Source organism: Paractinoplanes toevensis (assembly GCF_018332695.1).
GTDB lineage: Bacteria > Actinomycetota > Actinomycetes > Mycobacteriales > Micromonosporaceae > Actinoplanes > Actinoplanes toevensis.
In genome coordinates this window covers 1-20,364 of the sequence record NZ_BOQN01000065.1, presented here as the reverse complement: position 1 = coordinate 20,364, position 20,364 = coordinate 1, and the positions used below count along the sequence as shown (strand labels likewise).

21 protein-coding genes and 1 pseudogene are annotated in these 20,364 nt (G+C 69.9%); 8 read left to right on the top strand and 14 right to left on the bottom strand.

Annotation, left to right across the window (positions count from 1 at the left end; translation table 11 throughout):
* Nucleotide 1 precedes the first annotated feature (1 nt).
* The 6 genes and pseudogenes from Ato02nite_RS25080 to Ato02nite_RS25060 form a co-directional block, all read right to left on the bottom strand.
* Nucleotides 2-1,459 carry a phosphatase PAP2 family protein gene (locus Ato02nite_RS25080; RefSeq protein ID WP_213009067.1) on the bottom strand — a complete coding sequence of 486 codons (1,458 nt, stop codon included), beginning with the start codon at nucleotides 1,457-1,459 and terminating at the stop codon, nucleotides 2-4.
* 30 nt (nucleotides 1,460-1,489) lie between these two features.
* Nucleotides 1,490-2,446, bottom strand: coding sequence for an effector-associated domain EAD1-containing protein (locus Ato02nite_RS53320; protein WP_438873072.1), 957 nt, complete (start codon nucleotides 2,444-2,446; stop codon nucleotides 1,490-1,492).
* 267 nt (nucleotides 2,447-2,713) lie between these two features.
* Nucleotides 2,714-3,277, bottom strand: a pseudogene (locus Ato02nite_RS53315) (tyrosine-protein kinase family protein); the annotation flags it as partial.
* Nucleotides 3,274-3,885, bottom strand: coding sequence for a toll/interleukin-1 receptor domain-containing protein (locus tag Ato02nite_RS25070; RefSeq protein WP_213009065.1), 612 nt, complete (start codon nucleotides 3,883-3,885; stop codon nucleotides 3,274-3,276). The gene Ato02nite_RS25070 and the pseudogene Ato02nite_RS53315, both read right to left, overlap by 4 nt.
* An 8-nt stretch (nucleotides 3,886-3,893) precedes the next feature.
* Nucleotides 3,894-4,901, bottom strand: a complete 1,008-nt coding sequence (locus Ato02nite_RS25065; RefSeq protein WP_213009064.1) for a YihY/virulence factor BrkB family protein — start codon at nucleotides 4,899-4,901, stop codon at nucleotides 3,894-3,896.
* Nucleotides 4,898-5,851: a diacylglycerol/lipid kinase family protein gene (locus Ato02nite_RS25060; RefSeq protein WP_246607398.1), complete on the bottom strand. Its 954-nt coding sequence runs from the start codon at nucleotides 5,849-5,851 to the stop codon at nucleotides 4,898-4,900. Before Ato02nite_RS25060 ends, Ato02nite_RS25065 begins: the two co-directional genes overlap by 4 nt.
* A gap of 53 nt (nucleotides 5,852-5,904) precedes the next feature.
* Here Ato02nite_RS25060 and Ato02nite_RS25055 point away from each other — a divergent pair, with 53 nt between their 5' ends.
* From Ato02nite_RS25055 to Ato02nite_RS25045, 3 genes are read left to right on the top strand one after another with little or no spacing between them, the layout of a single operon-like run.
* Complete coding sequence (locus tag Ato02nite_RS25055; RefSeq protein WP_213009062.1) at nucleotides 5,905-6,405, top strand: DUF1990 domain-containing protein; 501 nt, start codon at nucleotides 5,905-5,907, stop codon at nucleotides 6,403-6,405.
* Nucleotides 6,402-7,178: an MBL fold metallo-hydrolase gene (locus Ato02nite_RS25050; RefSeq protein ID WP_213009061.1), complete on the top strand. Its 777-nt coding sequence runs from the start codon at nucleotides 6,402-6,404 to the stop codon at nucleotides 7,176-7,178. The genes Ato02nite_RS25055 and Ato02nite_RS25050 overlap by 4 nt, the downstream gene beginning before the upstream one ends.
* Nucleotides 7,175-7,753 carry a DedA family protein gene (locus Ato02nite_RS25045; protein ID WP_213009060.1) on the top strand — a complete coding sequence of 193 codons (579 nt, stop codon included), beginning with the start codon at nucleotides 7,175-7,177 and terminating at the stop codon, nucleotides 7,751-7,753. The genes Ato02nite_RS25050 and Ato02nite_RS25045 overlap by 4 nt, the downstream gene beginning before the upstream one ends.
* Here Ato02nite_RS25045 and Ato02nite_RS25040 read toward each other — a convergent pair.
* Nucleotides 7,743-8,660, bottom strand: a complete 918-nt coding sequence (locus tag Ato02nite_RS25040; protein ID WP_438873070.1) for a serine hydrolase — start codon at nucleotides 8,658-8,660, stop codon at nucleotides 7,743-7,745. The genes Ato02nite_RS25045 and Ato02nite_RS25040 overlap by 11 nt on opposite strands.
* 147 nt (nucleotides 8,661-8,807) lie before the next feature.
* Here Ato02nite_RS25040 and Ato02nite_RS25035 point away from each other — a divergent pair, with 147 nt between their 5' ends.
* A complete protein-coding gene (locus Ato02nite_RS25035) occupies nucleotides 8,808-9,512 on the top strand; it encodes a hypothetical protein (protein WP_213009059.1) in 705 nt (234 codons plus the stop codon).
* Nucleotides 9,513-9,566: 54 nt separating this feature from the next.
* On the opposite strand, the gene Ato02nite_RS25030 is transcribed toward Ato02nite_RS25035, so the two are convergent.
* Both Ato02nite_RS25030 and mddA read right to left on the bottom strand, forming a co-directional pair.
* Entirely contained in the window at nucleotides 9,567-11,672 is a 2,106-nt protein-coding gene (locus Ato02nite_RS25030) for an alpha/beta hydrolase (RefSeq protein ID WP_213009058.1), read from the bottom strand.
* A complete protein-coding gene (mddA, locus tag Ato02nite_RS25025) occupies nucleotides 11,659-12,393 on the bottom strand; it encodes a methanethiol S-methyltransferase (RefSeq protein WP_213009057.1) in 735 nt (244 codons plus the stop codon). The genes Ato02nite_RS25030 and mddA overlap by 14 nt, the downstream gene beginning before the upstream one ends.
* 85 nt (nucleotides 12,394-12,478) lie before the next feature.
* On the opposite strand from mddA, the gene Ato02nite_RS25020 reads away from it, so the two are divergent.
* Nucleotides 12,479-13,063, top strand: a complete 585-nt coding sequence (locus tag Ato02nite_RS25020; RefSeq protein ID WP_246607397.1) for a TetR/AcrR family transcriptional regulator — start codon at nucleotides 12,479-12,481, stop codon at nucleotides 13,061-13,063.
* A gap of 9 nt (nucleotides 13,064-13,072) precedes the next feature.
* On the opposite strand, the gene Ato02nite_RS25015 is transcribed toward Ato02nite_RS25020, so the two are convergent.
* The 3 genes from Ato02nite_RS25015 to Ato02nite_RS25005 all read right to left on the bottom strand — a co-directional run bounded on the left by Ato02nite_RS25015 (nucleotide 13,073) and on the right by Ato02nite_RS25005 (nucleotide 16,974).
* Nucleotides 13,073-15,274 carry a glycoside hydrolase family 3 N-terminal domain-containing protein gene (locus Ato02nite_RS25015; protein WP_246607396.1) on the bottom strand — a complete coding sequence of 734 codons (2,202 nt, stop codon included), beginning with the start codon at nucleotides 15,272-15,274 and terminating at the stop codon, nucleotides 13,073-13,075.
* A 97-nt stretch (nucleotides 15,275-15,371) separates the two neighbouring features.
* Nucleotides 15,372-15,854, bottom strand: coding sequence for a hypothetical protein (locus tag Ato02nite_RS25010; protein ID WP_213009055.1), 483 nt, complete (start codon nucleotides 15,852-15,854; stop codon nucleotides 15,372-15,374).
* A 148-nt stretch (nucleotides 15,855-16,002) separates the two neighbouring features.
* Entirely contained in the window at nucleotides 16,003-16,974 is a 972-nt protein-coding gene (locus Ato02nite_RS25005) for a glycoside hydrolase family 6 protein (protein WP_213009054.1), read from the bottom strand.
* Nucleotides 16,975-17,156: 182 nt separating this feature from the next.
* Here Ato02nite_RS25005 and Ato02nite_RS25000 point away from each other — a divergent pair, with 182 nt between their 5' ends.
* Nucleotides 17,157-17,351, top strand: a complete 195-nt coding sequence (locus Ato02nite_RS25000; protein ID WP_213009053.1) for a LacI family DNA-binding transcriptional regulator — start codon at nucleotides 17,157-17,159, stop codon at nucleotides 17,349-17,351.
* A gap of 15 nt (nucleotides 17,352-17,366) precedes the next feature.
* Nucleotides 17,367-17,552: a substrate-binding domain-containing protein gene (locus tag Ato02nite_RS24995; RefSeq protein ID WP_213009052.1), complete on the top strand. Its 186-nt coding sequence runs from the start codon at nucleotides 17,367-17,369 to the stop codon at nucleotides 17,550-17,552.
* 65 nt (nucleotides 17,553-17,617) lie between these two features.
* Here Ato02nite_RS24995 and Ato02nite_RS24990 read toward each other — a convergent pair whose 3' ends face one another.
* Nucleotides 17,618-18,097 (bottom strand): DinB family protein, encoded by a 480-nt coding sequence (locus Ato02nite_RS24990; RefSeq protein WP_246607395.1) that lies wholly within the window; start codon nucleotides 18,095-18,097, stop codon nucleotides 17,618-17,620.
* 2 nt (nucleotides 18,098-18,099) lie between these two features.
* Nucleotides 18,100-19,269 carry a cytochrome P450 gene (locus Ato02nite_RS24985; protein ID WP_213009050.1) on the bottom strand — a complete coding sequence of 390 codons (1,170 nt, stop codon included), beginning with the start codon at nucleotides 19,267-19,269 and terminating at the stop codon, nucleotides 18,100-18,102.
* 79 nt (nucleotides 19,270-19,348) lie between these two features.
* Between Ato02nite_RS24985 and Ato02nite_RS24980 the strand changes: the two genes are divergently transcribed.
* Entirely contained in the window at nucleotides 19,349-20,155 is an 807-nt protein-coding gene (locus tag Ato02nite_RS24980) for a VOC family protein (RefSeq protein ID WP_213009049.1), read from the top strand.
* The last annotated feature ends 209 nt before the right edge of the window (nucleotides 20,156-20,364 follow it).

Below are 20,364 nucleotides of genomic sequence, written 5' to 3'. Positions count from 1 at the left end.
GCTACGCCGTCACCAGGGCGCGGGCCTCTTCGCGGGCCTCGGTGGCGGTCTCGGCGTGCTCGTTCGGCCGCACCGTGAACCACAGCACCGACAGCCAGCAGGCGGTCAGCAGGGCCGCGCCGGCCACGTCGGTCGGGTGGTGCATGCCGCGGTACATCCGGGACAGCGCCACCCCCATCGGCATGATCACCGCGAGACCCACGAACACCCAGCGCCACCAGTGCCGGGTCCGGGCCAGCACCACGATGGCGATGGCGACCCAGAGGCACATGGTCGCGGCGATGTGTCCCGACGGGAACGACGAGGTGGGCATCTGCCCGTCCATCTGCTCGACCCCCGGCCGGGGCCGGCCGGTCGCGGCCGCGCTGGTCAGGAACAGGGTGAGCTCGCCGAACATGGCCAGCACCAGGAACAGCACCGGCCGCCACTGCCGCCACAGGGCCAGCGCGATCGGGCAGAAGATCAGCGACACCATCAGGATCGCGTGGGTGTCGCCGGCCTTGCTCCACAGCCAGCTGAGGTGGTCGAGGCCCGGGGTGCGGAACGTCTGCAGCCACCGGGGCACGCCGTCGTCGAACGGCGGGTTCCACCGGGTCACCAGCCACCCGAACGCCCAGAGCAGGCCGAACGTGAGCACCCACCCGACCAGGATCTCGGCGCCCTTCGCCCACGGGTGCGGCAGCAGCGGCCCTTCGGCCGGGGCCGGGGCGAGGTCGGCGGCGGCTTCCGGTTCGAGGCCCGCCGCCAGCGAAGGCGTCACATGGCCCGCTTCGCGGCGCCAGACCCGGAAGGCGTACGCGGTGACGCTGATCCAGGCCAAACCCAGAAGCCAACCCGCGAGTACGTCGGACAGGAAGTGCACGCCGAGCGCCATGCGGCTCAGCCCGATCGCCACGATGACCACCGCGGCGACCCCGATCAGCCAGCCCCGCCCGCGCCCCTTGACCAGCGACAGGAAGACCAGCGCGAGCATGCCGTAGACAATGGTCGAGCCGAGCGTGTGCCCGCTGGGGAAGCTGTTCCCCCCGCCGTAGGCGATCGGATCGGCGACCACCGGCCGCACCCGCCCGACGAGGGCCTTGAGCGACGGGTCGAGCAGCATCGCCCCGAGCCCGGTGACGGCCAGGTAGATCGCGAGCCGCGGCCGCCGCCGGATCAGCAGCAGCACGATCACGACGACGACCAGCGGAATCAGGAAGCTCCGCCCACCGGCCGTCGAGATCCCCTTGAGCACCGCAACCGCAGCCGAGTTCGGCGCGACCAAATTGTTGAGCCCATCGGCGATCGACTGATCGAGGCGCTGCATCGGCCCCCAGTGAAACCGCACGAGCAACAGCAACACCCCGAACCCGAGCCCGGCCGCCACGACGGCGACCAGCCCGAGAACGCTGCGCTCGGCAAAATGCCGGATCGGCGCCCAGCCGGCGCGTTCCACCACCCGGTTGTCGTCATCGGTCATGCGGGGCCAAATACCCGCCGGACCCGACCGCTACACAGCACGCAGGGAGGCGGCAATCTCCTGCAACGTCCGATTGGCGGTGTACAGGCTGAGCGCCGCCTCCGCCAACCGGGCCACACCGCCCTCCATGATGCCGTTCTCCAGCTCGACGAGGATGCGCTCCCAGAAGAGCTCAGCCGACGCGTAGCTCGAAAAAGCCGGTGTGCGTTCCCGAGGAAAGCGGATCCTCCCCAGCAGCGCATATGCCTGGCTTTCGGCACCTGCAATGGTCGCGAGTTGATCGACGAACTGCTCCCGATGGAGCGGGCCGAGGGGGGCGGAACCGGTCAGCGGGTCGCCGAGCGCACGAAGCCGTTCGCCCGGCAGTACCGCATCGACTCGGTGCAGCGACAACCCGATGCCGCTGCCTGCGCCAGTAGTTCCTACGACGATTCCCACCACGGCCCCGGTCGCACTCGACCACAGCGCTGTTCCGCCGAATCCGGACTCGATGCCGGACCGGGACGTCGGCTCCAGCTGCACCAGGCCGAGGGAGAGGTTCGCGTCGATGGTCCCTCGGCTCGCCCGGCCCAGGTCGCTCGGAAATCCGAACGCCCACCACGGGCTCCCGACCAATTGGGCCGGCGGAACGAAGCTGAGCGGGGCGGGCGTGATCGAGTCCGGCAGCGGCTCGGCGAGATGCAGCACGGCCGCGTCGAATCTTTGCCGGTCCTCGGGGAGGGACACGCGGGCAACGTCATATAGCCGGTCGCCGGTCGCCTTCGGAAAGGCAACTTTTATTTCCGTCCCTTCGGCGACGTAGCCGGCAGTCAGGAGTCGATGCCGATCCACCGCGAAGGCGGCGGCCTTGGTAGCGATCTCTCGGGAGTAGACAACGGCGAGCCAGGAATCGTCCAGCGGCGCGGGAGAGGCCTCGTTCCCGGCGGGCCGTGGGGAGATACGGTCGGGCAGGACCTTCGATAGGTCGGACAGGCTGCTGTCGATCATCGTGGCGATCGCGTTGAGGGCGAAACCCAGCGAATCCGGGTCGGACACCCCTTGCAACAGGACAGCCAGCTTCTCGCCGAAGGCGAAGTACGCCACGTAGGGCAGCTTCGTGCGCTCCAGAATCTGCCGGGGCTCGATCCCGATCGGCAGCCAGCCGGTGTAGAACTCGCCGAACCGATTGGCCGCGATGGTCAGCCACTCGTTGACCAGCTCCAACTCGGTGCGGCCGTCGAAACGGGACAGCAGTGGCAGCACGAGGGCCGGGGCCCGGTCATAGGCCAGATCCTGGCGCCCCTTCTGCGCGCGTCGCAGTACATCCACCACGCCGTCCACGTTCTGCGCGTTCGCGACGAACACCGGGACGATCATGTCGGGCAGCAGGATCGTGCAGATGCCGCCGATGTCGGTGACGCCGGTGCGGCTGTCGATCAGCACGAAGTCGTACTCGTCCTGCCACTCCGTACGCAGCCGCTCGAAGTACTCACCGCCGTCCGCGTCGAAGAACCCCTGCCAGTCGAACGCGAGCAGCCGCCCCGGATAGCTGTCGTCCTGCCGTCCGCTGGTCAGAAGCGACACCGACTGCGCACCGATCCGGATGGGCACAACCGACCCGCGCCAGGAGGACCGGCGCTCCTGGAGGAGTTCAAGCAGCCCGGCGCGCTGGTCCAAGCCGCTCTGCAGATCGGCGAAATACCGCCAGATACCCGGCGCTTCCAGGTCGAAGTCGACCATCAGCACCCGACGGCCCGCCCGGGCGAGCAGCACCGCGATGTTGGCCAGGGCCATTGTGCGCCCGGTGCCGCCTTTGTAGGAGTAGAACGTGACGATCATGTCGGCTTCCCTCCCAGGCTCGGCACCGTCGACTGCCGGGTGGAACGGCGATGGAGGTCGATGAACGTCTCGGTGGCCAGCTTCGTCCATTCCGGGTCGTAGTCGGGTGCCTGTTCGACCGCGCGCGCGACATGCCCGGACAGGACTCGAATCCGGTTTGACAGCTCCTGTTCGTCCGGGGTCTTCGGTGCCAGCCACGGGGTGGCCAGTCCTTGGATCTCGAACCGCTGGATATCACCCAGGTCCGGCGAGATGTGCTCGCCGTCGTGGATCACCGCGGCCAGCACCAGGGGCGGCGGTGTGCCGGTCTGCTCGGCGACGGCCGCTCGGCGGGCCAGCATCTGAGCCAGCTCGGCGAGGCACCAGCTGCTCGCGAAGTACTGCCGGGACCACAGGCAGAGCATCACCTTGGAGGTGGACACGCCCCTGGCGAGGACCTGCGGCCACGAGGCGCCGGTCTCGATGATCTCGGTGTCGACGAACACGCGCGGGTCGTCCAGCTCGTTCTCGAGCCAGAACTTGAACATCCGCAGGAACGTGTCGTTGACGAACCGGGGCCACTCACCCGCTCGCCGGTAGCTGAGGAAGACCTCGTACTCGTACGCCACGCCTGAGTCTATTGTTTTTGCCTTGTGCCGCGACCGCGCGCACGGGGGATCTCGCCGGTGCGGCCCGGCTTCCAGCTGTCCTGTTTGGCGGGTCGGCGGACGCCCACCCGCTGGGCCTCCAGCTGCGCGGCGAAGGCCACGCCGAGGAAGAGGGCGATGCCGGTCAGGTTGGCCCACAGCAGCAGGGCGATGACGCCGGTGAGCGGCCCGTAGGTGGCGCCGAAACCGCCGCTGACCCGGACGTACCCGGCCAGCAGCAGGCTGACCAGCCACCACAGGATGGTGGAGACGGCCGCGCCGAACAGCAGCCAGGACAGGCCGGGCTGGTGGCGGCGCGGGGCGTACCGGAAGATCAGGCCGACCGCGACCACGATCAGGACCAGGCTGACCGGCCAGCGCACCACGTCCCAGGTGACCCGCAGGTGGCCACCCCAGCCCCAGTGTTCCTCGGCCGACTCGCCGAACGGGCGGCCGGCCACCAGCAGCACGAAGCCGAACAGTGCGGGCAGTCCGGCCAGGACGGCCAGGATCGCGGCGCGGACGTATTTCAGCAGGGCCGGGCGGTCGCGCTCGACGCCGTAGATGCGGTTGGCGCCGCGTTCGATCTGGGCCATCGCGGTGGTCAGCGCGACCAGGCCGGTGAGCAGACCGAGGAAAAGGGCTACCTCGCCGGCGTCCCGGCTGCGTTCGGTGTCGGCCAGCAACTCGCGGACCAGCGACTCGCTCTGGCCGGGGGTGATCGAGGCGATCGTGTCGGCGACGACCTGGCCTGGGGTTTCCGCGCCGAGGTCGGCGGCCAGCCCGGCCACCGCGATCATGAAGGGTACGGCGGCCAGGCAGAGCTGGAAGGCGAAGGCGCGGGCGTGGCTGAAGCCGTCGCCGTAGCGGAACCGGATGAACGCGTCGCGGACGAGGGGCCAGCGGCCGTAGCGGCGCAGGGCGAGCAGCGCGTCGTCGGCCGAGAGCTCGTCGCCGCTCATGTCCCGGGTTTCCGGAACCGGTTCGGTCGAACTCACGAGCGGAGGTCCTCGGCACTCTTCCTGGCCGCGCTCACGTCGTACGCCAAATCGGGGTCGCCGTCCGGAAGTGGCACGCAGAGCAGGAGCGCCCGGGGTTTGACGCTGATCTTCATGCTGCGACCGGGCTCGATCAGATCGCCGTCGAGCTGCCGTTGTTCCTGCTGCTTGGTGTAAATCTCCACCCGCTCGGCGGTGAACGTCTCCATCAACGGCACCCGCTTGCGGCGGCTCACCACGGCCCAGGCGAGGCTGGCCCAGTGACCGAGATTGTTCGGGCTGAGGATGGCCACGTCGAGCTTGCCGTCGGCCGGGTCGGCCTTGCTGAGCAGCCGCACGCCGCCCTGCAGGCGGCCCACGTTGCCGACGATCACCGAACGAGGGCGGCGCGGCAGCGAGCGGTCGCCGTCCAGCACGATGCGCGCCCGCATCGGGCGGTCGCGCAGGTGGCGGGCGGCCCCGAAGACGTACGCGATCCAGCCGATGTGTTTCTTCGCCTTCTCCGACGTGCCGGCCAGCATCTGCGCGTCGAAGCCCATGCCGGCCATCACCGCGAAGCAGAGGTCGCCCATCACCCCGACGTCGATGCGGCGCCGGCCGCCGTCCAGCGCCACCTGCACGCCGGTCGCCGGGTCGCCGGCCAGGCCGAGGTTGGCAGCCAGCAGGTTGCCGGTGCCGGCCGCCAGCACGGCCATCGCGACGTCGGAGCCGGCCAGCGCGGTGACCACGGCCATCACGGTGCCGTCGCCGCCGCAGGCGAAGATCAGCTCGGCGCCGTCGCGGACGGCGTCCTTCGTCTGACCCCGGCCCGGGTCCTCCGGGGTGGTCTCGTACCACGTGGGCAGCGGCCAGCCCTTGCCCGCGAGACCCTTCTCGACCATCTGGCGCAGTTCGTCGACATCGTCGACCTTGGTGGGATTGAAGACGACCGCGCTCCGGGGACCTGTCACGCCGACAGTGTGCCGGAAGCTTCGATTCGCGGCGACTCGGGAATCATGCAGGGGTGAGTGACTTGACATACTCCCCCGTCGGCGGGACCGAGACCGGTTTGCGGCCGCCCGGTTTCCGGCATTTGTTCTTCCGGATGCCCCTCGGATCCGGATCCGATCTCTACGAACGTGCCGGTTCACACGTTTTGTCCTTCCGGATGCATCGAGCCACCGGAGCCCGCGTCGTGACCTCCGGGCCGACGGCCGAACCGGGAGTCCGGCTCACCGTCGGGGTCGGTCCGCTCAGCGTCCCGTGCGAGGTGGTCTGGAGCGAAAGAACGGAAAGAAGGACCGGTTGGGGGTACGGAACACTGCCCGGACATCAAGCTTCCGGCGAGGAGGCGTTCTACGTCGAACACGACGAACGTGACCGTGTCTGGTTCACCGTGTTCGCGTACAGCCGCCCGGCCCGCCTGCCGATGCGGCTGGCCGGCCCGTTCGCGGTGGTCGGCCAGCACGCGTACGCCCGGCTGTGCGGCCGTGCGCTGCGGCGGCTCTGTACGGTGAACGCGTGAGCACGACGTCGGTCACCTGGTGGGGCCACAGCACCGTGTGGCTCGCCGATTCCGGCACCACCCTGCTCACCGACCCGGTTCTCACCGACCGCGTCGCCCACCTGCGCCGGATGGCCGGTGTCACCCCGCGGCTGCCCGCCCCGCCCGACGCCGTGCTGCTGTCCCACCTGCACGCCGACCACTTCCACCTGGCCTCGCTGCGGATCGTTCCCGGCTCGCCCCGGCTGATCATGCCGCGCGGCGCCGCCGCGTTCGTGGCCAAGAGCCTCGGCCCGGGCTACGCCCGCCGCTGCGTCGAGGTCTCCCCGGGTGAGGAGGTCACCGTCGGCGACGTGCAGGTCCGGGCCGTGCCCGCCGCCCACGAGGGCGGCCGCGGCCCCTGGTCCCGCGAGCGCGCCGAGGCCATCGGCTACGTCGTCGAGGGCGCCGCCCGCACCTGGTTCGCCGGCGACACCGGCCTGTTCGACGAGATGACCGCGATCGGCCCGCTCGATCTGGCCCTGGTCCCGGTCGGCGGCTGGGGCCCGACCCTCGGCGCGCACCACCACCTCGACGCGGCCGACGCCGTCGAGGCGGTGCGCCGGATGAAGGCGGCCTGGGCGGTGCCCGTGCACTACGGCACGCTGTGGCCGATCGGCATGGGCCGGGTCCGCCCGCACATGTTCCGCGACCCCGGCACCCGGTTCGCCGAGCTGGCCGCGGAACGCGCGCCGGAGGTGCATGTGCGGGTTCTCGACCAGGGCGAATCGGTGACCATCGGGCGCGGCGCGTGATCGCCTATCTGGGTGCCATGGCGTGGTTGTTCGCCGTGGTCTGTTTCGGCGCCATCATCCCGATCGTGCCGACCGGCGCGGCCGTGAGCGGTGCCGCCACCCTGGCTTTCCACGAGCACCACCCGCTCACCATCGTGCTGGTGGTGGCGTTCGGTGCGGCCGGCGCCTACGTCGGCGACCTGGCGATGTACGCGATGTGCCGGCTCGGCGGCGAGAAACTGGCTCGCCGCCTGCGCTGGCTGCGCGACGAGGAACACCTGGCCTCGGTCAAGCTGCGCCTGGAGAAGAGCCCGCTCCCGGTGCTGCTGGTGTCCCGGCTGATCCCGGGCGGCCGGGTGCCGGTGCTGCTGGCGGCCGCTTTCCTGGGCCTGTCGTGGCGCACCTTCGTGGCGGCCAACCTGCCGGCCTGCGCGCTCTGGGCCACCGTCTACGCCGCGATCGGGGTGGCCGGCGGCTCGATCTTCCCGAAGCCGTGGGAGGGCGTGGTCGCCGCGGTCATCCTCATCCTGGTCGTCAACCAGAGCATCTCGTGGTGGCAGAAGCGCCGCGACGCCCGCACAGCGCCTAGTACTTGAGGTACTGACGGGTCATCTTGGCGGCCTTCTCCACCACGGCGATGCCGCCGGACATCGACGCGTGACCGTGTGACAGGACCGCGATCGAGACGTCGGTGTCGCCGCCGGTGATCCGGCCGACCGTGTTGATGATCCAGCGGTTGTTCTCGGTCGAGCGCGGCAGCCACCCGTTCTTGACGGTGGTGGTCTCGCCGGTCGTGGCGGCGGCCGGAACACCCCAGTCCTGGCCCTCGTCGACCGTGCTCATCAGCGTGAAGGCCAGCTCGCGCGAATCCGCGTCCAGCGGGCCGTTCGAGTCCACCAGCTCACCGAGCAGCTTCACCTGGTCGTCGACGGTCGTACGGGTCAGGCCCCAGGCGCTGTTGACCGTGGTCTGGGTGAGGCCGAGCCGCTTGTCGCACTTCTGGATCGCGGGCGCCTTGCCGAGCCGGGAGAACAGCGAGGTCGTCGCGTCGTTGTCGCTGAGCCGGATCATGCGCTTGGCCAGGGACAACTCGGTCGAGCTGAGATCACGCTGCTTGTCCTGCGCGGTGAGCAGCAGGCACGCGAGCACCTGCACCTTCACGACGCTGGCCGTTTCGTACTTCTCCGTGCCGCGGAACGAATATTTCTCGCCGGTCTTCTTGTCCAGCACGGCCACCGAGAACTCGGGCACCGTCGCCGCGTACTTCTTCAGCGCCGCGTCCAGCGCCTTCACCTGTTTGGCGTGCGCCTGGGCCGCGAGTTCCTCGGGTGTCGGCCCGGTGGGCGTCGGCGAGGCCTTGTCGGCCGGAGCGTCCTGGAACACGCCGGCCAGCGACGTCGCGCCGCTGCCGTCGGCGTCGTTCATCATGCCCACACCGACCAGTCCGGCACCGCCCAGGACTCCCACAGCCGCCACCGCCAGAATCCAGATTCGAGTACGCACTGAGCCATAGTGCCGTGTTCGCGCCGATTTTGGGCGGCTCGACCCCCGCTGCATACGAAGTTGACAGAGACTTTCGACCCACGGAACACCGCCGCTCACGGCGTGTGATCGATCGCGTGGCAGGACAGCCGGGCGCATGATGGAGACATGGCCTTCCCGTTCGTCTCCCCCGCCGCGCTCGCCGACCTGGCCCGCACCACGATCGGCCAGGCGGTCGAGATCGCCGCCGCGGCCGCGACCCTCCCGGTCCGCGTGCTGAGTGCCCTCGGCCAGGCCGAACTGCTGGTCAGCCGCATTACCGTCCTGGCCGACCAGGCCGAGTTGCTGATCGGCCGGGTCACCCTGATCGTCGACGAGGCGGAGACCACGGTGGTGGAGGCGCGGGCGATCACCGCCGGCGCGTCGGTGGTGGTGCGGGATGCGGGTGGCATCACCCAGGCGGCGTCGTCGGTCGTCGGCGAGGCCGCCGGCATCACCGACGCCGCCTCCGGCATCAGCGCCGAGGCCGCCGCGGTGATCCAGCAGGCGAAAACGGCCGCGGTCGACGCCACCCAACTGCTCGAGGCGTACGCCGAGACCCTGCGCAAGGGAGCTCCACTGGCGGCCCGCTTCGTCGACGAGCTGTCCCCCGAAGAGGTGACCGCCGCGATCCGGATGGTCGACCAGCTGCCCCAGCTGCGCGCCCACCTGGTCGACGACGTGATGCCGCTGCTCGCCAAGCTCGACCAGGTCGGCCCCGACCTGCACAAACTCCTCGAGGTGACCGAGGACCTGCGGCTGGCCATCGCCGGCATCCCCGGCCTGCGCATGCTGCGCCGCCGCGGCGAGGAGAAGATCGAACAGGGCGACTAGGCCCGCATCGGCACTTGTAGTTCCTGGTGCGTGCCCGGCTGACGCCGCCGCGCGTCAGAGCAGGTCGGCCAGCAAGGCGGCCGCCCGATCGGCACCGTCGGACGGGACCGGACGGTAATGCACCTCGCGCCCGATCTCGGCGGCGATCGCCTCCGCGAGCGAGGACGGGGTCAGGTCGTCGTAGTCGATCCGGCGGCCGGCGTTGTGGCGGCGTAAGCGGTGGTCCACGTGGAAGTGCTGCTCGAAATGGTGGCGCAGCGGGACGTAGATGAAGGGGCGGTTGCTCGCGGTCAGCTCCATGCAGGTCGTGAGCCCGCCCTGAACCACGGCCAGATCGGCCGCGGCCAGATGGCGATGCAGGTCCGGCAGGTATCCGTGCAGTTCCAGCCCGTCGTGGCGGGGGAACGCGGACGGGTCGATGCGCGGGCCGGTCACCACCACCATGCGCAGGCCGGGGACGCGACGGGCGGCCTCGGGGTAGGCGTCCACCGCTCGGCGCAGCAGGTCGTACCCGACCCCGGAGCCGCCGACCGTGACGACGCAGACGGGCTCGCCCGGCCGGTAGCCCAAGGCGGCGCGGTCGACCGGGGCGAAGCCGGTCACCTGGCCGGCGAAGTCGTAGTGGGCCTCCGTCCAGTCGCGAATGGACGGCAGGTCCGGCCCGAACCGCGACGGCACGATGTCGTCCGGATCGCCGATGAAGACGGCCCGATCCCGCAGGCGGGGAAAGCGGGCGATCCGTTCGATCATCTCGGCGTTGTAGTCGGCGGCTACCAGCGCGGCCCGCTCGTCGTCGTCGGGCATGGGCAGGAAACCCACGAAGTCGGTCAACCAGGCGTACGCGAAACGCTTCAGCTCGGGGTTCTCGTGCAGGAAGTGGTCCACATCCCAGGCCTCGTCGCCGACCACCAGGTCGTACTGCTGCTCGGTGACCACGTCGTGGAAGACCATGAAGTTGTTCGTCAGGACCTCGTCCATGGTGCGCAGAGCCTGGAAGGCGTGCAGGTCGTGCTCGCCGGACTCGGCCTCGATGTGGGCGGACTCGTTGCGCAGCAGCCGGCTTCCGGGGTGGATCCGCTCGCCGGCGTCGGCGAGCATGCGGGTGACGGGATGCTGGGTCAGCCAGTCGATCCGCACTCCGGGCCGGCGTTCCCGGAGCTGCCGCGCGATCGCCAGGTCACGCCGCGCGTGGCCCAGCCCGATGGGTGAACTGAGATAGAGCACCCGTTTCGGCCGGCTGTTCCATCGCGGCCACGAACGGTGGCCGGAGGGGACGCGGAACCGTTCGGCGAAGCGGCGGATGAACAGGTTCGCGCGGACGGGGTCGCGGACCAGCGGGATGTGGCCGGCGCCCTCGATGGTGGCCAGTTCGCCGCCGGTCAACTCGCACAACAACTCGCTGCGGGCCGGCGGGGAGATCCGGTCGTCGGTGCCGTGCAGGGCCAGCAGCGGACTGTCGATCCGGGCGCACCAGGCGCGTACCGTCTGCTCGTCCGGGCGGGGTGCGCGGCTCTCGGCCACCAGGACCTCGCCGGTGGTGTCCAGGGCCCAGGCCACGCCGTCCTCGATCGCCTTGGTGGAGTGCGGCTCGGGGAAGCACTGCCCCAGGAAGAACCAGGCGAAGTCCTCGTAGTGCGACAGCCAGTACGACCAGTTGTACTTCGTCCAGTGGGCCGGCGGATCGGTGCCGAGCAGTGGCACGGCACTCGCCGGCAGATCGGGTTCGGCGGCGGTGATGTCGAGGTTGGTCGACCGGGCCGCGTGCGGGGGCAGGGCGATCGCGGGACCGATGACCACGGTGCCGTGCACTCGGTCGGGGTGTTCGGCGGCCAGTTCCAGCGCCCAGTTGGCGGCGCGGGACAGGGCCACGACCACCGCCTTGTCGGTGCCGGTGGCCTCGAGCACGGCCAACGCGTACGCGATCTGGTTCTCCTGCGAATACGGCTCGCTGTCGCGCGGGCGGTCGGAGCGGCCGTTGCCGGGGCCGTCGTAGGTGACCACCCGGAAGTGCCGGGACAGGTATGGGACCTGCAGTTTCCACAGCCGCTTGTGCACCAGCGTCCACGAGGGCATCAGCAGGATGGTCGGGCCGGTCTTGCCGTACACCTCGAAGTGGATCTTGATGTTGCCGTGCTCGACGAAGCCGTCAGTGTTCGCCATGACTCACCTTCGGGCGGGGAACGAAGCGCGGCACCCGGTCGAGGTAGTCGGCGTAGGGAGCGCCCAGCTGCTGCTTGAGGTCGTGCTCCTCGAGACGCACACCCACCATGATGTACGCCGTGGAGGCCGCGGCGAAGAGCAACCGGCCGGCACTCATGTCCGGAACAGCCCAGAACGCGATGAGGAAGCCGACCATGATCGGGTGCCGGATCACGCGGTACAGCGGCGGCTCGCGGAAGCTGGGCTCGGCGTGCCGGCGGGCCAGCACCTGGCGCAGGCCGAACAGGTCGAAGTGGCCCAGCGCGAACGTGCTGAGTACCAGGAAGCCCCAGCCGAGCAGGTAGAGCGACCACAGCGCGGCGCGCGCCCAGCCGGCGTCGACCGACCAGACGGTCGTCGGCCAGGGTTGCCACAGCCACAGAAGGAGCACGAGGGCGACCGTCGCGGCGAGGACGTAGGTGCTGCGCTCGATGGCCGGCGGCACGATCCGGGTCCAGCGCTGTTTGAACCACGGCCGGGCCATCACGCTGTGCTGGACGGCGAACAGGCCCAGCAGAGCCAGATCGACCACTACCGCCTGCCAGACCGGACGCACCGTTCCGTCGTCGACGTCCTTGGGGACGACCGCGCCGGCCAGGAAACCGATCGTGTACAGGAACGCACCGAGGAACGCCAGGTAGGCGACTGCCCCATAGGTGAATGTCAGTGCCTTGCGGAGCATGCGACTCTCCTTCCGCCTGAGTCGGTCGACCGACCGAATGCGCGCAAGCTATCATTCGGTCGACCGACCGACAAGAGGATCCGACGTGAACCCGACAGCCGACAGAATCATCGAGGCGGCGCGCGAACGCGTCCTGGCCGACGGCTTCGCCGCACTGTCCACCCGGCGGGTCGCCGACCAGGCCGGGGTTCCGCTCAGCCAGATCCACTACCACTTCGGCGGCAAGCAGGGACTCGTGCTGGCGCTGCTGGACTACGAAAACCGCCGGCTGATCGACCGGCAACGCCAGATGTACGGCACCGAGATGCCCCTGTGGAAGCGCTACGAGCAGGCCTGCGACTTCCTCGACGACGATCTGGCCTCCGGATACGTGCGCGTCCTGCAGGAGATGATCGCGGCGGGCTGGTCGGACAGTGCGGTGGCCCACCGCGTACTGGAGCTGTTGCAGTCGTGGTTCGAGGTGCTGGCCGAGGTGGCCCGCGAGGCCGAACAGCGGTTCGGGTCGCTGGGGCCACTGCGCGCCGAGGACGTGGCCGGGCTGATCGGGCTGTCCTTCCTCGGTGGCGAAGCGGTGGTCCTCCTCGGTGGGACGGACTGGAGCTCCCGTGCGCGTGACTGGTTGCGCAGCCTCGGCCCGCTGATCCGGCAGTTCGAGGAAGGCGCCGGCTGATCGCCAGAGCTACTCGGCGGTGCAGGCGGCGCCGTTCAGGGTGAACGCCGCGGGACGCGGGTTGCTGCCGCCGTGCGACCCGTTGAAACCGAAGCTGACCGTCGCGCCCGGTGCCAGCGACGCGCTCCACGTCTCGCCGGTGGCGGTGACCACCGCGCCGCTCTGGGTGACGCGGGCCGACCACGCCTGGGTCACGGTCTGCCCGCCGGTGAAGGTCCAGCTCAGCGTCCACGGGGCGAGAGCCGCCGGCCCGGTGTTGGTCAGCGCGACGGTGCCGGTGAAGCCGGAGCTCCAGTCGCTCGTGGTGTACCGGACCCGGCACGCCCCGGCCGGGGCCGGATCGGTCGGCGTCGGGTCCGGGTCCGGCTGGGTATCCGCGTAGGTCAACCCGAAGCCGTACGGGAACAGCGGTGTCTTGCCGTCGCCGTCGTTGATCGGCTGCTGGGCGGCGGACTGCATCCACGTCACCGGCAGCTTGCCGGTGGGCGCGTAGTCACCGAAGAGCACGTCGGCGACCCCGGCTCCTTCGCTGCCGGGGAGCCAGGCCGCGAGCAGCGCGTTCCAGTTGCCGATCTCGGCGGCGACGTCCAGCGGCCGGCCGGACACCAGAACGACGATCACCGGTACGCCGGCGGAGCGCAGCCGGGAGAGGGTGGCCAGGTCGGTCGCGTCCAAGCTCATCGAGCCGGTCCGGTCGCCCTGCCCCTCGGCGTACGGCGTCTCGCCGACCACCGCGATGGCCGCCCGGTATGAGTTGTCGATGCCGGTGCCGTCCCGCTGATACGTGATGGTGGTGCCACTGCCGGCGGCGGCGCGGATGCCGGCCAGGATCGACGTGCCGGGCACCGTGTTGCCGCCGGCGCCCTGCCAGCTGAGGGTCCACCCGCCGCTCTGGTTTCCGATGTCGTCGGCGCTCTTGCCGGCCACGAAGATCTTGCCGCCGGTCTTTGCGAGCGGCAGGATCCCGCCGGCGTTCTTCAGCAGCACCTGCGACTGGCGGACGGCCTGCCGGGCCAGGTCCCGGTGCGCGGCGCTGCCGATCGTCGTGGCGTAACCGCGATCCGCGTACGGCCGCTCGAAGAGCCCCAGCTCGAACTTCTTGGTGAGGATGCGGCGGTTGGCGTCGTCGATCCGCGACAGCGGAATCTGCCCGCTCTGCGCCGCGGCGCGCAGGTAGCCGACGAACGTCTTCCAGTCGGTCGGCACCATGATCATGTCCAGGCCGGCGTTGACCGCGGTGACGACCTCGGCCTGGGTGAACCCGCGCTGGCCGTCGAGCTGGTCGATGGCGGCCCAGTCCGAGACGACGAACCCGGTGAAGCCCAGCTCGCCCTTCAGCAGGTCGGTGATCAGATATTTGTTCCCGTGCAGCTTGACCCCGTTGAAGCTGCTGTAGGAGATCATCACCGAGCCGACGCCGCGCTGCACCGCGGCGGCGAACGGCGGCAGGTGCACGGCCCGCAGCTCGGCCTCGCTGATCTGGGTGTTGCCCTGGTCGGTGCCGCCGGTGGTCCCGCCGTCGCCGATGTAGTGCTTGGCGGTGGCGAGCACGGAGGCGGGCCCGTCCAGCCGGGAGCCCTGGAGGCCGTCCACGATGGTCGTCATGGCCGTCGCGATCTCCGGCTTCTCGCCGAACGACTCGTAGGTGCGGCCCCACCGGTCGTTGCGGGCGACGCAGAGGCACGGCGCGAACGTCCAGTCCTGCCCGGCTCCGGTCACCTCCTCGGCGGTGGCCCGGCCGATCCTCTCCACCAGGGCGGGGTCGCGGGTGGCACCGAGGCCGATGTTGTGCGGGAAGATCGTCGAGCCGGGCACGTTGTTGTTGCCGTGCACCGCGTCGATGCCGTACAGGATCGGGATCTGCAGCGGGGTGGCGAGCGCGCCGCGCTGGTAGGCGTCGTACATGTCGGCCCAGCCGGCCGGGGTGTTCGGCGACGGCGCGGAGCCGCCGCCGGAGAGTACGGACCCGACCCGGTACGCCGTGACATCGGCGGCGGTGGTCGTTCCCCGTTCCGACTGCGTCATCTGGCCGACCTTGTCGTCCAGGCTCATCCGCCCGAGCAGATCGGTGACGCGGGTGGCGACCGGCAGCGACGGGTCCTGATACGGCAGCACGGCCGCACGAGCCTCGGCGGGTGCCGGCACGATGGCGCCGAGCAGGCCGGCGGCGGCCAGGGCGACAGCGGCGGTGGCGGTTCCGGAAGGTCGCATGGCGTGTCCTCACACCCGACTGACATTGACCGTCATCGTGACATGGGAGCGCTCCCAAAACAACGCCGGGTCAATACGTGACCGAAAGCGGTACTCATCAGGAGCGCTTCGCCGCGGCGACGGCCGTACGCAAGGCGGCGTGGAACGCCTGCCCCGCGGGGTCGTCACCCAGCGCGACGACGTACGACCCGACGTCCGGACCACCCCAGCGTCCCCGGACATGAATGCTGGAGTCGACGGCGTACGCGGGATCGGTTTGTCCGACGAGGTCGACGTCGGCCAGACGGGTCGACAGCACGGTGATACCGCGCTGGTCGCCGGCGGTCGCCACCACCAGGGTCGTCGGTATCAGGACGGCGAAGGTCTGATGCTCGGCCTCGGGCATCCGCCCGCCGAGGCGGGCGAACAAGCCCGGCTTGCGCAGGCTCTTCGAGAGCGTCGCCACGCACGCGACAGCCGTCTCCGTGATCGGGTCCAGCAGCCGTTCCGCGGCGTGGGCCTCGATCGCGGCCAGCACATCCGGCGGCACGTCGGCCACGGCGATGGTCCGGCTGCTTCGGTTGTACAGGCGCTGGCTCATGCCGACACCATGCCAGCCGGACCGCGCTCGGAAAACCCCCAAGATCGCAGGCCCGCGCGGACAAGTCCGACGACCCGACCCGAACGGGACGACGCCGCCCAGCCGTCCGGCCGGACGGCGTGTCACCCCACACGGCGGATGTTCGTGGTCAGTACCCGTAGATCATCTTGTAGGCCACTTCCGGCAGGAACTGCCCGGCGGTGGATCCGGCTCCGACCCCGCAGTTGCCGTCGGACTCCCCCGGCGTCTTGAGCCACAGCACCATCTCGGCACCGCCGCCCATCTGGCTCGGTGTGCCGATCCGGCGACCCGCCGGGTTGCACCACTGACCGTTGGAGCCGTTGCCGTTGCGGCTGGTGTCGATCACGTACGGCTTGCTGTATCCGAACCGCTGCAGCGCGGACGCGACGCTGTTGCCGTAGTTGGTGTTCTCGCTGGTCCGGAAGTAGTTCGACACGTTCAGCGCGAAACCGTGCGCGTTGGCCACCCCGGCCATGTTGAGGCGTTGCGCCATGGTCTGCGCGTCCACCCAGCCCGGATTGCCGGCGTCGAGGTACGCCCAGGTGTTGGGCGCCTTGGCCCGGAACTGGCCGGCGGCGCGGGAGAGCATGCCTACGCGTTCGTTGATCTGCGTCTGGCTCATGCAGCTGAAGTCGCCCAGCGAGTCCGGTTCGAGGACCACCACGGCAGGCCGGCTGCCGATGGCGGCGACGAAGGAGGCGATCCACGAGTCGTAGGCGGCGACGCTGCCGGCACCTCCGCCGGAGTGGCCGCCGCAGGCATCCCGGCCGGGGAGGTTGTAGGCCACCAGGAGGGGCAGCTTGTCGACAGCATCGGCAGCGGCGACGTATCGGCCGACCGCACCGGTGATGTCACCGCTCCAGTTGCCGAACCAACTGGCCATCGGCTTCTGCGCGATCTGGCTCCGGATCGCGGCGGCGCGCCCGTCACCGGGGTTGGCGGCAACCCACGATGCCGGGCCCGAGTTGGGGTTCACATAGAAGCCGCTGGTCTGGCTGATGGGGTCGGCGTGGGCGGCGGGCGCGGCGAGCAGCAGCACCGCGGGTACCGCCAACGCCAGTGCGGCGGCGAGCGTACGGGAACGGATTCGTTGTCTCATCACGGTCTCCGAAGCATTGAGCGGACGGATTACTGGAAGCGCTTCCAGTAATCTTGATTGATACCTATCGATGCGATGCTTAGCCGAGCCTCCTAGAAAGTCAAGAGGACCACGATTCACCGTTCGTCATCTGATCGGCATGACACGGTGACGCATGCGAAACTGGGACCGCTTCCAGGCCTATGGGCTACCTGCCCAACCGCACCGCTCGCGCCCTGGCCACCCAGCAGACCGGCATCGTCGCCCTCGCGATCTCCCACGACCGGCCCGAGTTGTTCGCCGATCCCTTCGTCGCGCAGGTCATCGTCGGAGTGTCCGCGGCCCGCGAGGAGACCGACCTGCACCTGTTGCTGTGCCTGGCTACCGCGAGTCGATGATCATGGCCGACCGACGTGGCCGTGGTGGGCTTCGACAATCTGGGCATGCCTGAGCGAGCCGATCCGCCATTGACCACGGTCCACCAATCGATCCAGGCCTTGGGAACAGAAATGACCCGGATGCTCATCGGTTTGATCGGGGGGCAGGGGCGTACGCCGCTCATCCTGCCCACCAAATTGGTGCTGCGCGAGTCAGCATGACCGGGCCGAGCCGGCCGCTCCCCCGACTGTTCCGCGGTGAATGGACTACAGGTGCCGTTGCAGTGTTAGCCGCGCACCACGTCGAGCATCAGGTCGAGGTGGCCGCGGTGCTGGGCGGTCTCCCGGATCATGTGCACGAACAGCCAGCGCAGGCTGACCGGCCCCTTGCCGAACGAGGGGGACGCCGCGAGCGCGTCCAGGTCGGGCTGCCTCGCGGCCACCGCCCGGCTGCGCGCGCACGCCACCCGATAGAGGGCCGCCAGCTCGGCCACCGTGTCCTCGGCGGCCGACTCCCACGCCCACTCCTCCCGCTCACCGTGCGGCCACGGCGGCGGCCAGTCGCCCCCGGCGAACTTCCAGGTGAACCAGAGGTCCTCCATCTGCGCGAGGTGCTTCACGATCCCGCCGATGGTCATCCCGGTGTGCGGCAGCAGGCGCGTGGCCGCGTCGGCGTCGGCGAGCCCGTCCAGCGCCCGGAGCACCCCGGCGCGGTGCTCGTCGAGGAACTGCTCGAGGGTGGTCCGCTCGTCATCGCGCAGGCCCACGCTCACTCCACCGCCACGATCAGCCCGACCAACTCGTAGGCGGCGATCTCCGGACGGATACGCACCTTCGGCTCGTGCACCATGCGCAGCCCTTCCATCGCGAACAGCCTGGTCAGGAAGATGTCGGTCTCCTGAATCGCAATGTACGCACCCGGGCAGCGGTGGGCGCCGTCGCCGAACGACAGCCCCGAGTCCGCGACGCCGTCGGCGAGCGGCCGCGCCGGGCACACGAGCTGGGGATCGTCGCCGACCGCGGCCGGGTCGGCGTTCGCGGCGGCCACCCCTACGTCGACGAGCACCCCTTCGGGGATCGTCACGCCGCCGACCTCGACGTCCGCGGTGGTCCACCGCATCAGGTCGGCGACGACCGGTTCCAGCCGCAGAATCTCGTGCAGCACCCCGAACCGCGCCTTCTCGTCTCCGCTCCGGTAGCGCGTCCGCAACTCCTCGTCCGCGAACAGATGCCACGCCGCCACCGAGATGAACTCCCGCGTGGTGATCATCCCGGCCGCGGCGAACGTGACGCACTCCCCCAGGATCTCCTTGCGATTGCACCCTTCATCGATCAGGTGCGAGATGAGATCGTCCCGGCCCTGCTTCCGCCGCGCGTTGACCGCCGGCCGGACATCCCGCCAGTAGACGGCGCCCATCGTGTAGAGCTGGTGCAGACCCTGATACAGCGCCGAGAGGCCTTTCGCGTCGCCGTCCGGCACCAGCGCGAAGAAGCGGTCGAGACGCTTGGCCGTGCTCCCCCGGCTCTCGGTCAGCCCGACCACCTCCGCGGCAACGGCCACCGCGAGCTGGAACGACAGATCCGACAGGTTCGCCGTCCCGGCGCTGCGGAGCACCGCGCACTGCTCGTCGGCCAGCCGTTCCATCAGGCCGCGGTAGGCCGAGTCGACCCGCTTGGGAGTGAAGTATTTGGCGGTCTGCCGGCGGTGCTCGCGGTGCTCGGGCCCGTCCCGGTAGAGAACGGCCAGGCGCATGCCCTTGGCGAAACGCTTGACGCCCTCGATGCCGAAACCGGCCTGCCTGGTCTCGGTGTGCCGGAGGAATTCGCGGGCGGTCGCATAGTCCTGGATGCGCCAGACGTCATCGCTCCCCCGATGCACCGGGCATCCCGGAGCCAGTTCCCCGCGGTCGACCTTGCGCTGCGATTCGACGGTCGTCATCGCCTGATTCGACAGGTCCATCGTGGATGGTGGCAAGGCCTCTTGACCCTGACGCGGGTCAGCCTCGCAGAATCGACCCGTGGACGATCAATCCGAACGCTGGCAGATCGGGCAGTTCGCCGAGCTTGTCGGCCTGAGCATCCCGCAGCTGCGCCGCTACGACCGGCTGCGGCTGCTCGAACCGGAGAGCCGGGAAGCCCAGTCCGGCTACCGCTACTACACGTCCGGCCAGACCGGTGCCGCGCGGGTCATCGCCCTGCTCCGGTCGCTGGACATGCCCATCGCCGACATCCGGCGCGTCCTGGCCGGCACCGGCGACGAGGAACGGCGCCGGCTGTTCCACGACCATCGCGCGCGGCTGGAAGCCCGCCTCGAAGAAGTCCGCCGCCTGCTGCAGGCGGTCGACGCACTGACCCAGGAGGAAACTGTGACCACTGACGCACGCACCGACCTGACGACCTGGCTGCACGTGATGCCGCGGCTTTCGGTCGCCGACCTGGACCGCTCGGTCGCCTACTACCAGGAGGCCCTCGGTTTCCGCCTCGCGTGGCGCACCGCGGACGACAGTGTCGCCGCCCTGGCCAGCGGCGCGGTCGAGATGCTCCTGCTGGTTCCCTGGACCGGCGATGCACCCCCGCCCGAGCAGGTCGCCTACGTTTACGTCGAGGATCCGGACGCCCTGTGCGCGGAATACGAGGAGGCCGGCGCCGACATCGTCGAGCCGGTCGGTTCTCGGCCCAACGGCATGCGCGACTTCGTGGTGCGCGACCCGGACGGGCACCGCTTCATCCTCGGGCGGGGCGAGGAGCGGTTGCGCGAGGTCGCGTCGTACTACGGCCTGACCCCCGAGACGATCGCCGTCGATCCGCATTTGCGGAGGTCGTAAGACCTCAGGGGCTCTGCCCCCGAACCCCCGGCCGAGCGCTCGGAGACCGCCGGGCCTGGGTGGGGGGTTCGGCTTGGGCACTGCGTTCGCGAACGCTCCGCACAAACCCCAACCCCAGATATTCGAGCCGCTGCGTTTGCTCCAACTACACACCCCCAAGCCACAGGCGCTTTCGTAGCCACATGCGGCGCAAGCTCTTAAAAGCCCCC

What these genes read in the sequence shown, in the direction of transcription:
- Ato02nite_RS25030 (WP_213009058.1), bottom strand. Translation starts at nt 11,672, where the DNA reads ATGGCGAACACTGACGGCTTCGTCGAGCACGGCAACATCAAGATCCAC.
- Ato02nite_RS25005 (WP_213009054.1), bottom strand. Translation starts at nt 16,974, where the DNA reads ATGAGACAACGAATCCGTTCCCGTACGCTCGCCGCCGCACTGGCGTTG.
- Ato02nite_RS25000 (WP_213009053.1), top strand. Translation starts at nt 17,157, where the DNA reads ATGGGCTACCTGCCCAACCGCACCGCTCGCGCCCTGGCCACCCAGCAG.
- Ato02nite_RS25080 (WP_213009067.1), bottom strand. Translation starts at nt 1,459, where the DNA reads ATGACCGATGACGACAACCGGGTGGTGGAACGCGCCGGCTGGGCGCCG.
- Ato02nite_RS24985 (WP_213009050.1), bottom strand. Translation starts at nt 19,269, where the DNA reads ATGACGACCGTCGAATCGCAGCGCAAGGTCGACCGCGGGGAACTGGCT.
- Ato02nite_RS53320 (WP_438873072.1), bottom strand. Translation starts at nt 2,446, where the DNA reads ATGATCGACAGCAGCCTGTCCGACCTATCGAAGGTCCTGCCCGACCGT.
- Ato02nite_RS25010 (WP_213009055.1), bottom strand. Translation starts at nt 15,854, where the DNA reads ATGAGCCAGCGCCTGTACAACCGAAGCAGCCGGACCATCGCCGTGGCC.
- mddA (WP_213009057.1), bottom strand. Translation starts at nt 12,393, where the DNA reads ATGCTCCGCAAGGCACTGACATTCACCTATGGGGCAGTCGCCTACCTG.
- Ato02nite_RS25015 (WP_246607396.1), bottom strand. Translation starts at nt 15,274, where the DNA reads ATGCGACCTTCCGGAACCGCCACCGCCGCTGTCGCCCTGGCCGCCGCC.
- Ato02nite_RS25035 (WP_213009059.1), top strand. Translation starts at nt 8,808, where the DNA reads ATGGCCTTCCCGTTCGTCTCCCCCGCCGCGCTCGCCGACCTGGCCCGC.